Source organism: Phnomibacter ginsenosidimutans, from assembly GCF_009740285.1.
Lineage (GTDB): Bacteria > Bacteroidota > Bacteroidia > Chitinophagales > Chitinophagaceae > Phnomibacter > Phnomibacter ginsenosidimutans.
This window is the reverse complement of the sequence record NZ_CP046566.1, coordinates 1,639,890-1,652,281: the sequence shown is the minus strand read 5'-3', so window position 1 is coordinate 1,652,281 and position 12,392 is coordinate 1,639,890. Positions and strand designations below refer to the sequence as shown.

Here is a 12,392-nt window from a genome sequence, read left to right as displayed (position 1 = left end):
ATTTAGTCATTTTTTATTGGAAAAGAAAAGTCTTCTCAGACTTTTCTACTTATTTAAATCCCCAATTCTACCTGAACCATGGCGTTCACCCGGTTTTTGTAGGGGTACAACAGACTTTGCTTTTGTGGGTGATAGCGGCTATCCAGTCCAAAATAGCCTTGAAACTTTACCCGATGCTTATTGAGGTAGTAGGTGTATCCCAAGGCTTTTGTCCGGTATTGATAAATGTGTTCTTCAAACCCCTTTTTAGGTTCGGTGCCTGCAAACCGTACGACCATTTCTGAACGGCGGCTCAGCATTTTGCTTACATGAATATTAAAGCCCTGCCCTTGCGGAATGCGCAACATGGCTGTATTATTAGTGCCATTCAAAGTGTAGCCGTCCACATTTCGATTAAAATATTCACCCAAAATGCCCCAGCCTTGGTATTTAAACATCATGTCGGCAATCGCCGTACGCATGTTTACGGGATTGGGTAAGGTAGACCCCAACTGACCGCCAGTACGGGTTGTTTTATCATTTACATTGTAGCTTAAACCAACCGACAACTTAGGTGTCTTTTCTATCTCCAGATCGCCCCTCAGAATAATCACCCAGGTTTTTGAACGTTCCAAATGGCAGGTATTCAATGCGGCCGGTATAAGAAAGCCCTTTGTTTGTAAAGTTTTGCCCACGGCCTTCACCGCCGGTAATCGCCGCCTTATACATAATCATTTGCTTACCCAACGGAATTTGGCCGTAGGCAAACAAACCGGCGTCGCGGTCGAGGGTGTATACCGAGTTAGCAATAGACCGATCAGGCATTTGCAGGTTGCCCGATGATATAACCCGTTCACGGTTTCCGGGCAGTTTGCTTTGCCCCAAACCAAAGTAAAAATTCTTATTCACGTTGTAATACACCATGGCATCACGAACCGTTTGGGCAATAGTCCCAGAGACCAAATCCTGATCGCTTCTGGAAAAAGATAGTTGAAGGTAGTAGCTCACCTTGGGTGAAATAACAAAACCATCAAAACGCAACCGCACCCTGCGAATGAGCGTTTCGAAGCCTGGTTCATCGGACTGATCAAGTTTGGAGAAATACCCAAAACGGTTTTGCATGCGAAACCGAACATTAAGCAAAAACACCGAGTCTTTATGGAACACCAAACCATTGGGACTAACCAGCAAAGGTTTTTCATCAGACTCTACCTGAGCCAACAAACTTGAAGGAAGGATAGCAAATACAAAACAAAAAAATGCTAAACGAAAACCGGCCTTTTCCCGCTTTTGGAAAAGACCGGCCACAGATTTTCTCGAATACATGTTAGCCGGTTAAGGCTGCAAAAGTGATGTTTTTCGAGAACATAGCGTCCTGTTATATCTGCCGCAGTGTGCCCGCAATAACGATGCAATTAATACCAGCACCAGCAGCAACCGGCAACCCGTTTATAGTTGCAGGTGCTGCATTACTATTGAAAAAGAAAAACACATCGCCATCATTCAGGGTAAATGTCGTGGTATAAGCCCCGGCAGCTTGCAAATGATAAGCCACTGCTTTTTTAGCAATATTACCCGCTGTGGCAACTGTTTCTACACTCACCTGAAAACCACCTTCGGTTAATTTAAAAGCCACACCATTATTGCCAGCTGTTGAACGAGCTTCAATCACCGGGCCGCTAGCATTAGATTCTGCATACACTCCCGAAGCAGTACTTGCAGGATTGTTGACGGTAAAAAAGCCGGCACGTCCCAAACCATTGGTAAAGCCACGCAATGCCGCATCTGTATTTGAAGGATTGCCAATTTGAAACTGACCAGCACGGCCTGTACCAGACTGCACCGCAAATATTGCACTACCGCTACCAGAAGTAGTACCATATATGGCGGCTCCAGTACCATTCGTTTCGCCATACACGGCAGACCAAGGATTACCTGTGTTCGCAATTCGAGCCACCATAGCTGCATCACCCGTTCCTTCATGATTGGCATACACCGCAGGGCTTTGACTATTGTTGCTATTGTTATACCCAATAACAGCTGCGCCCTGGCCTGCCGCATTTGTTCTTCTAAATTGCGCCACAGGCCCAATGCCTCCCTGATGATCTATATAAATACCCTGACCACTACTTCCTGCAGCTTTCAAAACATTAATAGCTGCAGCAGTTCCTTTACTGTTCAGGTACAAATCACTGCCGGCACCTGTGTTTTCAATTTGTAACACCGCGGAGCTATTGGCAGCATTGCGGTTGCCGAAATACGCAGTTGTGCCTGTACCGGTTTGTACTGCTGCAAATGCCATTCCGTTACCTGCAGATTCTGTGAGCAAGGTGGTATCGCCGTTGGCAGAGTTGATATTGGAAAAACGGGCAGCTTTTCCTGTACCGGCATTGTAAATGCGCAAGCCAATACCATTTACAGCCGTATTGCTGAGATTGAGGTATACACCACGGCCGCTGTTCATCACATCAGCAAACAGGGCATACCCAGAACCAGCATGATTGAGGTATAGTGCGGAGTTAGGATTGGCAGCATTTTGCATTCTCACCACCAAACCAGCATCGCCCACACCAGCCACATCGGCCAGCATGGCCGGCGACAGTGCCTGATTGCTGTTGGTGTAAGCATACATTGCCGGGCCGGTTGCAGCAGCATTTGTTTTTCTAAACTGAGCGGCACCTCCGGCTGTACCCGCATGTTCTACATACAACCCAAGCCCCGTAGAAGTTTCGGTTTTATACACATTGACACCATTGCCCGTACCCATGGCTGTTATCCTTAAAGCTTCTGTTGTTCCAGACGCCTCAGCAAGTAACGCTCCTGTATTTGCGGCAGCTATGATGTGCAGCTTATAATTACTGTTGGGAGTGGCAGTTCCAATGCCCACATTGTCTTGTGCAAACAAACTTGCTACACTCATTATACAGAGTGAAGCCATGGTGCTTCTTAGGATCATAAAGAGTTTTTTTTTGGAAAGCCAATAATACGGCAAACCCAATCACAACAAGCATTTCAGCCCAATTAGATATACAGCAATGTGGATGAAACCTGACTAACTTCTTGCACCAAAAAGTTTGCTCCCGACCCTAATCATATTACTTCCACACTCCACAGCAATGGTATAATCTGCACTCATACCTAGAGATAGGTATTGCATAAAAACATTGGCTACCTGATGATGGGCATAATGATCAAAAGTTTTCTTCGCCGCCAAAAATTCCTTTCGGATTTGTTGCTCATCATCCACAAAAGATGCCATACTCATAATGCCAACAATCCGTACATTCTTCAATGCCGATAATTCTTCCCCATTCAAGATTTCATCAACCTCCCGGTCATCCAAACCAAACTTTGTTTCCTCCTGTGCTATGTGCATTTGCAAGAGCACTTCGATTACCCGGTTGTTTTTGGCTGCCTGCTTATCTATTTCTTTCAACAGTTTAAAACTATCTACCCCATGAATGAGGTGCACAAACGGCGCAATGTATTTTACCTTATTGCTTTGCAAATGACCAATAAAATGCCAACGAATATCTGACGGTAACTGTGGGTGTTTGTCTATCAATTCCTGCACATAGTTTTCGCCAAAATCACGTTGACCCATTTCATACAGCGCCTTAATGTCTTCCACAGGTTTGGTTTTGCTTACTGCTACCAACGTAGTGTTATGTGTGTTGCAAAACGATGTCAGTTCCTGATATGCTGCTTGATTGATGGCCATGTTGAATGATATTGCTTTGATGATAACAGATGATAGAAACAATGGTTTCCAATCGAAAAATTGCTGGGCAAAAATAGCAGAATTAAAAAAGCCCCTTTTGCAAGGGGCTTTGTATTATTTCAAAATGCTTCTGCTTATCACAATGCGCTGCACTTCGCTGGTACCTTCGTAAATCTGTGTAATCTTGGCATCACGCATCAAGCGTTCTACATGAAACTCTTTTACATATCCATAACCACCGTGCACTTGCACTGCTTCAGTACTGCACCACATAGCGGCTTCACTCGCATACACTTTCGCCATGCTTGAGCTAAGAGTGTAATCAATACCATTGTCTTTTTCCCATGCAGCTTTCAGGCACAGTAAACGGGCAGCTTCCACTTTCGTTGCCATATCCGCCAGCTTAAACTGAATGGCCTGGTGATGCATGATTTCTTTACCAAATGCCTTGCGTTCTTTTGAATATTTCAACGCCAGCTCATAGCTGCCAGCGGCAATGCCCAATGCCTGTGCAGCAATACCAATGCGGCCTCCTGCCAAGGTTTTCATGGCAAATGTGAAACCGAAACCATCTTCGCCAATACGGTTGGCCTTGGGCACTTTCACATCAGTAAAACTGATGCTGTGCGTATCGCTACCACGAATGCCCATCTTATTTTCTTTGGCACCTACTGATACGCCGGGCCAGTTTTTTCTACAATAAAAGCATTGATGCCCTTACTGCCTTTGCTGGCATCGGTTTGCGCCATCACGAGATACACACTGGCACTACTGCCGTTGGTAATCCAGTTTTTAATACCATTCAAAATGTAGTGATCCCCCATGTCGATGGCAGTGGTACGCTGACTGGTAGCATCGCTACCAGCTTCGGGTTCGCTTAGCAAAAAAGCACCGATGTATAATTCACCATCTTTTTTACCCTGCGCCAAAGGCACCAGGTATTGCTGCTTTTGCTCTTCGGTACAATACTCTTGCAAACCATAGCACACCAGGCTATTGTTTACACTCATGCACACACTCACACTCGCATCAATCTTACTGATTTCTTCCATGGCCAGTACATAGCTCACCGTATCCATGCCGCTGCCGCCATATTCCGGTTTCACCATCATGCCCATAAAGCCCAGATCGGCCAGCTGGCTCACCTGCTCTTTGGGAAAAATCATCTTGTCGTCTCGTTCTATTACACCCGGCAAGCATTCCTGCTGCGCAAAATCACGGGCTGCCTGGCGAACGGCCAGTTGCTCTTCGGTTAATTGAAAATTCATAAGGCAATCGATAATAAGTGTCAAAAATAGCGGCGATGGGTGCTGCAAAATTGTTGACGATTGAACTATTTGTGTACAATTTGCAATTCTTTTTCTCCAATCAGCTACGGGCAAACAGCCATCCAACCCCCTCGCCCATTTACTGATGTATTTCTGCCAGAAGGCTGTAAAAAAATAGAATTCGTTCAATGGCAAATTTTCCGGCCCATTTACACACAACAGTTTTACAGCATATTTGTAGTCAACGATTGAAGTATGTCATTACAATTAAACCGTCAGGAGTTTGGCCGCCCCGAAGATGCCAGCAATGTGCTCAGCCGCGAAGAAGCCTTCCAGCTCTTTCATGAATGGGTACTCAACCCCAAGTTGCAACTGCACATGCTGCAGGTAGCGCAACTCATGCGCTGCTGGGCTACGGAAAAAGAACAAGCCAACGAGGCCGACCAATGGCGTTGGGAAATGGCCGGCCTGCTGCACGACGCCGACTGGGACCAATGGCCCGAGCTGCATTGTAAAAAAATCATTGAACATCTCGAAGCCTTACACATCGACCCTGAAATTATTCGGGCCATTGCCAGCCATGGCCATGCTCATTTTGGAGTGGTACCTGTGACCCGCATGGACAAAATGCTCTATGCATTTGATGAACTCAGCGGCCTCATTCATGCCTACAGCCTGATGCGACCAGGTGGCTACGAAGGCATGGATGTAAAAGGCGTAAAAAAGCGGTTGAAAGAAAAAAGCTTCGCCGCAAATGTAAGTCGCGACGACATCAACGATGCCTGTGAAAGAGCCGGCATTGCATTGGAGGATTTGATTGCATTCATCATTCCCATACAAGCAACGGTAACCCTTTAAACGACCAACTGTTTCATGAAAAAAGCAAAGAAAATTCTGCTGTACATAGCCGTTTCGTTAGCAGCTGCTACCCTGCTGGCCTATGCCACCGGCAACAGCTATATGGTAAAATCTGCCCTGTACAATTTTGCCAATGTAGATGACTACAACAAGTTTGACAACGACACGGTAGCCATTGCGGCACCACAGCCCATTGCCAACAGTAGCCGCTACAACAAAGCCACGCTGCCCGACTCTATGAAAGCCTATCTGCAATCCATTGAAACAGGGGCATTGCTGGTCATCAAAAATGATTCGGTGGTGTTTGAAGAGTACTGGGATGAGTTTAGTGCCGATGGATTGTCGGGTTCATTTTCTGTAGCCAAAAGCATTACCAGCATGTTGTTGGGCATTGCCGTACAAGAAGGCCACATTAAATCAATTGATGATAAGGTGCAACAATACCTGACTTGGTTTACCGGCGCCGGCAAAGAAAACGTAAGCATTCGCCACTTGCTCACCATGAGCAGTGGCACCGATTTTAGTGAGTCTTACATCAATCCTTTTTCCATAACCGCCAACTTGTATTATGGCGATGATTTGGTAAGCACCGCCAATGATGTAAGCATGGCCACAAAGCCCGGCACTTTGCATAAATACAAAAGTGGTGACACGCAATTGCTCGGGCTGATTGTAGAAAAAGCAACCGGCAAAAAGCTGGCACAGTATGCATCGGAAAAACTCTGGCAACCATTGGGCGCCACCCATGCAGCTTTGTGGAGCACTGATAAAGCCGGCGGCAATACCAAGGCCTATTGTTGCTTCAATACCAATGCCCGTGACTTTGCCAAGCTGGGCCAGTTAATGCTGCATGGCGGTCAATGGAATGGTCGTCAACTCATTGACTCGGCGTATGTGGCGGCCAGTGGCAAAGCTTGCAACATACCCGACGAATCGGGCCAACCCTGCCAATACTATGGTTATCAGTGGTGGGTATCGCCAGAGCATGAAGGCGTATTTTATGCACGGGGCATCCTGGGTCAATACATCATGGTGATTCCCTCTCAAAATGCAGTGGTGGTGCGTTTGGGTAAAGTAAAAAGTCAGGTGCTACGCAATGCCACACCAAAAATTGTGTACGATATCATGAACTGGATACCCCAACTCTGATGCAACCCATTTTATTTGATGACGAATATTGGAGCCAACGCTACCAGGCACATACCGATGCATGGGACATGGGCATGCCATCGCCACCGTTGACGCAGTATATCAATCAGCTGACAGATAAAAACCTACGCATGCTCATACCCGGCTGTGGCAATGCCTACGAAGCCATTTACCTGCTGCAGCAAGGTTTTGCCAATGTTACCCTCATTGATATTTCGGCATATCTGGTACAGCAATTACAACAAAACCCTTTGTTGCAGCAGGCCCGCATTTTGCACCAAAACTTTTTTGACCACACTGAAAAATATGACCTCATTTTGGAGCAAACCTTCTTTTGCGCCTTGCATCCGTCGCAGCGAAAAGCGTATGCGCAGCATATGCATCAGCTGTTAGCGCCAAATGGTAAACTTGTAGGATTATTATTTAATGACCATTTCGAACAATCACCACCATTTGGCGGTTCCGCAAACGATTACGGTGAATTGTTTTCAACAGATTTTTACATAAAACAAATGGCTGCTTGCTATAATTCTGTTGCTGCAAGAAAAGGAAGAGAACTATTCTTTATCTTAACCCGCAAATAAGGAACCCTGCAATTCTATGATTTCACCTGAAACACTGGCAACAGCCAAAATTTCTATAGCTGCTATCGGTATTGGGCTAATTGTGCTGAAAACAATCAACATCCTTCGTTACAACAGTGGCAAAGAAGATGAACCTGTAGCGTTTAATCTCTTCGGCCGTTTTTCCAATATGGAAATTGACGGGTCCTATTCAGCCAAAAGACGGAGTACGCTGATGCTATGCAACCGGCTTACGTCATTGTTTTACCTCTGCATTCTTGCTTTTATTGTAGTCATGATGATTCCAATTCTTGCTGCCAAAATGGGCATTGTATAACCACCGGTTTTCTACGTTGTTATTCTTGTACAATCATTTTGTACACCTGCCAACCTAAAGCAGGGTGAGCGGTTATATTTGCTATACAACAGCTTGCCTATGAACCTGGAATTCAATCGCAATGAAGATGCGATGAAACTGGCCTGGAGCCAGGTAAAACAACGTGTAGCACAAATAGCCAAAGGTGGTGGCGACAAAGCCATAGCCCGCCAAAAAGAACGCAACAAACTCACCCCAAGAGAACGCATTCAATACCTGATTGATAATGACAAACCTTTCATAGAACTCGGTGCTTTTGCCGGCTATGAAATGTATGAAGCCGAAGGTGGCTGTCCTGCAGGTGGCACGGTATCAGGCATTGGTTACATCAGCGGCAGGCAATGCATGATTGTGGCCAACGATCAAACGGTGAAAGCCGGTGCGTGGTTTCCCATTACGGGCAAAAAGAATTTACGCATGCAAGAAATTGCCATGGAAAATCATTTGCCTGTGATCCACCTCGTAGATAGTGCCGGTGTATACCTGCCCATGCAAGATGAAATCTTTCCCGACAAAGAACATTTTGGTCGCATATTCCGCAACAATGCCAAAATGAGTGCCATGGGCATTCCGCAAATTGCAGCGGTGATGGGCGCCTGTGTGGCGGGTGGTGCCTACCTGCCCATCATGAGCGATGAAACGCTGATGGTAGAAGGCAATGGCAGCATTTTTTTAGCAGGCCCTTATTTGGTAAAAGCAGCCATTGGCGAAGACGTTGATGCCGAAACGTTGGGTGGTGCCAACACGCACAATGCTATCAGCGGTATTGCCGATTACAAATTTGCCACCGAACAGGAATGCCTCGATCAGGTAAAGCGGTTGGTAGCCAAACTCGGCCCAACTGCAACTGCAGGTTTCAACCGCAGCACAGCTGTTGCGCCAGCGCTGCCTGCCGATCATATCTATGGCATTCAGGCGCCCAACAACAGCAAGCCCTACGACATGCAAACCCTTATTGATTGCATTGTAGACGCCAACAGTTTTGATGCATTTAAAAACGATTATGGCAAAAGCATTATCTGTGGTTATGCCCGCATAGATGGCTGGGCAGTGGGCATTGTAGCCAACCAACGATTGGTGGTAAAAAGTGCCAAAGGCGAAATGCAAATGGGCGGCGTTATTTACAACGACAGTGCTGATAAAGCAGCCCGTTTTATCATGAACTGCAACCAGAAAAAAATACCACTGGTTTTTTTGCAGGATGTAACCGGCTTTATGGTGGGCAGCCGCAGCGAACACAGTGGCATTATAAAAGATGGTGCCAAGTTGGTAAATGCGGTGGCCAATTCTGTAGTACCAAAAATCACCATCATTGTAGGCAACAGCTTTGGTGCGGGCAACTATGCCATGTGTGGCAAAGCCTATGACCCACGGTTTATTTATGCATGGCCTTCGGCAAAAATTGCGGTGATGGGTGGCGAACAAGCGGCCAAAACATTGCTACAAATACAAGTAGCGAATATGAAAGCTCAAGGCAAAACGGTGAGCCCCGAAGATGAACAGCAATTGCTGAACGACATTAAAAACCGCTACGAAAAACAAACCAGTCCTTATTATGCAGCGGCCAGACTTTGGGTAGATGCCATTATTGATCCGGCAGAAACACGAACCGTTATTAGCGAAGCCATTACAGCAGCCAATCACAACCCGCTGCTGGATGATTTTAAAACGGGGGTGTTTCAGGTGTAGATGGTTGATTATCGGATGTTGAGGATACCAGCACAAAATACATTCGGTTACGGAGTGATGTTAGTTCAGGAATTGTACATCCCGAACAGTGAGATTGTGGCACACCATTAGCCCTTTAGATGAGCTGGATGTGTACAGCCGAAGTTGTATTGGCGAAAGTTTTTTGCGTTTCGCAATTTGTTACAACCAACGAACGGACAAGGAGTTATGAAAAATTGCGAAAGTGTAAAAAGGCTGAAAACTTTCGTCTATTTTTGAGTTGTAGGCAATGCCAAAAAAACACTCAAAATATTCAAGAGGATTGCTATGCAATGCTCATTTACTGACACAAACAAATCAGACAACATCTAAATGACCGAATACCCTAAGGCTAAAGACCCTGACTTGATAGGTGAATATCCCGGACTTGTAAAAGCTGGTGGCGGTTATGTTTGGGACGACGTACTAGAATACAGAGTCTGGTGTCATCCGCATGACGGAGCACCTGACACAGAAGACGGCGACGACTATTATTATGTCTTTGCAACTTATGAAGAAGCACTTGTATATTCACAATCAAACAAAGGTTGTGAAGAACCGCTTGCATTGGTTTTGCAAGAAGAGTACATTGACGAACCAGAACCAGGAAAGTATGTTCATGTAAAAGAACGTCGGTTGACAGAATGGCCAGTGGACTTTTTGAAAAGACCTAAACGAACAGACAAAACTATTTCAGACTTTCTTTCACCTCATGCACCAGCAAACCGACTTGACATTTTGCGTGGACTTACTTAAGTATCTGTTACTAGGTTGACAACTTAATGACAAGGCACATGCCTGCAACAAGCAGTTTTGCTTCAGCGGGGGGCGACGCAAAGCGTCGGTCATCACCTGCATTTCTATTTCGCTTTTGCACTAGCTGACATTTATCTATTCAGCGTTTAAATAAAATTTTATCTTTAGTATCACCGTTCAGCACTCGTCGCCAGGGGCGACATAAACGAATTGCCCCGCCGACCGCAAAGCTGTGAACGTTAGCGGCAACCTTAATGCGACACTTCCCAATAATCATATTGACCTGTGTAATTTTATCTTCTTGCAAGGACAGAAAAGTTATGCGGTATCATCCAGTTGCTATCAACGAGTTCGACACTTGCAAATCAAAAGACTGTTTGGAAAGAGCTATTAAAAGCAATCCAAAAGATGTTCGTGCTTATTGGACTTTAGGTACTGTTTATCAAGCAGACAAAAATTATGAAAAAGCTTTAGAAATTTTGACAATTGCAATTCATCTTGATTCTTCCTATAATCTTGGTTTTCCCTATCGTGACAGAGCAAATTGCAAAAACAACTTGCGTAACGACACAGGGGCGGTTAACGATATGAATGAGGCTATCAAACTAAATCCAGGCGAAAGATATTTTTATGTTGACAGAGGCGATTACTTATTCAACCTTGACAAATTTGATTTGGCTCTTAATGACTATACAAAAGCACTTACAATTTTTGACAAACACACATCTGCAAGACTTGGACGAGCTAAAACTTACATTGAACTCAAAAGATATAAAGAAGCATTTGATGACTATACTCAGCTGACAGACACTTCTGAATATTCGGCGTATGATTTTTATTACAGAGGAATTGCAAAATTTCAAATGAACGACAAAATAAATGCTTGCAAAGACTGGGCGGAAGTTTCAAGTGTGTGTCAAGAAGCTAAGGACTCATTAAACAAGCATTGTGGTAACGAACAAGGCAGCCCGCTAACAAAAGGTTTGCCGCAAGGCTGGCGGACGTAATAACAATCAGCAGTTTTACAACTATCAGCTAATATCGGGCTTGACCGAATTCTATTTGGCTTTTAGTTGTTAACTTCATCATCAGTTTTTCAATCGGCTTCAGTTGCCAGGCTGACAATTATAACAAACCAGTACAGCAGCAAGCCGTCAACGTTGACCACTCCCCTTTTTCTAATTGCATCATTGATCTAATTATATCCAGGCCTTTAATACAAAAAGGCTATGGGCCAGTTTTATCCTTGAGCCACCTGTGTGGGTATCGCATGCCGCTGCCCTCTCCATTTTTCCTACATTCGCCGCCGCTATGATGGCATCCAAAGAAGTATTTCGTCCACAAGTAATTATTTATACCGATGGCAGCAGCCGCGGCAACCCTGGCCCCGGCGGCTATGGTGTGGTGCTCATGGCCGGCACCCTGCGCAAAGAATTGGCCGAAGGCTTCCGACGCACTACCAACAACCGCATGGAACTGCTGGCCGTAATCAAAGGCCTTGAGGCATTGAAAAAACCCAATACCAGAGTGGTAGTGTACAGCGATAGTAAATACGTGGTAGATGCTGTGGAGAAAGGCTGGCTCAACGGATGGCTGCGCAACAACTTTGCCGGTGGCAAAAAAACCCTGATTTGTGGCGGCGTTTTCATGCCATTTACAAACAACATCAGGTTCGTTTTGTATGGGTAAAGGGCCATGCCGATAACCCCTACAACAACCGCTGCGACGAACTTGCTACTTCTGCGGCCGATGGCGGCAATTTATTGGTAGATGAAGAATTTGAAGCCAATAATTAGCGGATACGAAGACGGAGGAATGAACCTTTACTCATACATGCCGGGCATTCCCTCCTTTTCAAATTTCCTTTCTTCCGAATGCCCAAATCCCTAATTTAGCCCTCCGGTCGCCTGCTATTCTTGTTGCCCTGTTCTCCTCCTTTCGGGCAGCTCTACCCTGAATGGCCCTTTTTCCCAAAGACCGGATACGGAAAGGTGGATATTGTTTCACGAAATCCA

15 protein-coding genes are annotated in these 12,392 nt (G+C 45.4%); 9 read left to right on the top strand and 6 right to left on the bottom strand.

Annotated features, from left to right (window positions below; translation table 11 throughout):
- Positions 1 to 53 precede the first annotated feature (53 nt).
- The 6 genes from GLV81_RS07115 to GLV81_RS21685 all read right to left on the bottom strand — a co-directional run bounded on the left by GLV81_RS07115 (position 54) and on the right by GLV81_RS21685 (position 4,968).
- Positions 54 to 548, bottom strand: a complete 495-nt coding sequence (locus GLV81_RS07115) for a hypothetical protein (protein WP_157478106.1) — start codon at positions 546 to 548, stop codon at positions 54 to 56.
- A 1-nt stretch (position 549) separates the two neighbouring features.
- Entirely contained in the window at positions 550 to 1,305 is a 756-nt protein-coding gene (locus GLV81_RS07110; RefSeq protein ID WP_157478104.1) for a porin, read from the bottom strand.
- 52 nt (positions 1,306 to 1,357) lie between these two features.
- Positions 1,358 to 2,935, bottom strand: a complete 1,578-nt coding sequence (locus GLV81_RS07105; protein WP_157478102.1) for a hypothetical protein — start codon at positions 2,933 to 2,935, stop codon at positions 1,358 to 1,360.
- A 96-nt stretch (positions 2,936 to 3,031) separates the two neighbouring features.
- The gene (locus GLV81_RS07100; RefSeq protein ID WP_157478100.1) at positions 3,032 to 3,700 is read right to left on the bottom strand and encodes a YggS family pyridoxal phosphate-dependent enzyme; all 669 of its coding nucleotides are present in this window, start codon (positions 3,698 to 3,700) and stop codon (positions 3,032 to 3,034) included.
- A gap of 114 nt (positions 3,701 to 3,814) precedes the next feature.
- On the bottom strand, positions 3,815 to 4,351 hold the full coding sequence (locus GLV81_RS21690) for an acyl-CoA dehydrogenase family protein (RefSeq protein ID WP_281350801.1): 537 nt from the start codon (positions 4,349 to 4,351) through the stop codon (positions 3,815 to 3,817).
- A 17-nt stretch (positions 4,352 to 4,368) separates the two neighbouring features.
- A complete protein-coding gene (locus tag GLV81_RS21685; RefSeq protein ID WP_281350800.1) occupies positions 4,369 to 4,968 on the bottom strand; it encodes an acyl-CoA dehydrogenase family protein in 600 nt (199 codons plus the stop codon).
- 255 nt (positions 4,969 to 5,223) lie between these two features.
- Between GLV81_RS21685 and GLV81_RS07090 the strand changes: the two genes are divergently transcribed.
- From GLV81_RS07090 to GLV81_RS21155, 9 genes are all read left to right on the top strand, one after another.
- Positions 5,224 to 5,826, top strand: coding sequence for an HD domain-containing protein (locus GLV81_RS07090; protein WP_157478098.1), 603 nt, complete (start codon positions 5,224 to 5,226; stop codon positions 5,824 to 5,826).
- Between the two features lie 15 nt (positions 5,827 to 5,841).
- The gene (locus GLV81_RS07085) at positions 5,842 to 6,975 is read left to right on the top strand and encodes a serine hydrolase domain-containing protein (RefSeq protein WP_157478096.1); all 1,134 of its coding nucleotides are present in this window, start codon (positions 5,842 to 5,844) and stop codon (positions 6,973 to 6,975) included.
- On the top strand, positions 6,975 to 7,559 hold the full coding sequence (locus GLV81_RS07080; RefSeq protein ID WP_157478094.1) for a methyltransferase: 585 nt from the start codon (positions 6,975 to 6,977) through the stop codon (positions 7,557 to 7,559). Before GLV81_RS07085 ends, GLV81_RS07080 begins: the two co-directional genes overlap by 1 nt.
- A 16-nt stretch (positions 7,560 to 7,575) precedes the next feature.
- On the top strand, positions 7,576 to 7,875 hold the full coding sequence (locus GLV81_RS07075; RefSeq protein ID WP_157478092.1) for a hypothetical protein: 300 nt from the start codon (positions 7,576 to 7,578) through the stop codon (positions 7,873 to 7,875).
- Positions 7,876 to 7,974: 99 nt separating this feature from the next.
- A complete protein-coding gene (locus GLV81_RS07070; RefSeq protein ID WP_157478090.1) occupies positions 7,975 to 9,603 on the top strand; it encodes an acyl-CoA carboxylase subunit beta in 1,629 nt (542 codons plus the stop codon).
- A gap of 351 nt (positions 9,604 to 9,954) precedes the next feature.
- Positions 9,955 to 10,377, top strand: coding sequence for a GCN5 family acetyltransferase (locus GLV81_RS07065; RefSeq protein ID WP_157478088.1), 423 nt, complete (start codon positions 9,955 to 9,957; stop codon positions 10,375 to 10,377).
- A 377-nt stretch (positions 10,378 to 10,754) separates the two neighbouring features.
- Entirely contained in the window at positions 10,755 to 11,384 is a 630-nt protein-coding gene (locus tag GLV81_RS07060; RefSeq protein WP_197429008.1) for a tetratricopeptide repeat protein, read from the top strand.
- 304 nt (positions 11,385 to 11,688) lie between these two features.
- On the top strand, positions 11,689 to 12,066 hold the full coding sequence (locus GLV81_RS07055; RefSeq protein WP_281350799.1) for an RNase H family protein: 378 nt from the start codon (positions 11,689 to 11,691) through the stop codon (positions 12,064 to 12,066).
- Complete coding sequence (locus tag GLV81_RS21155) at positions 12,009 to 12,173, top strand: RNase H family protein (RefSeq protein ID WP_281350798.1); 165 nt, start codon at positions 12,009 to 12,011, stop codon at positions 12,171 to 12,173. The genes GLV81_RS07055 and GLV81_RS21155 overlap by 58 nt, the downstream gene beginning before the upstream one ends.
- The last annotated feature ends 219 nt before the right edge of the window (positions 12,174 to 12,392 follow it).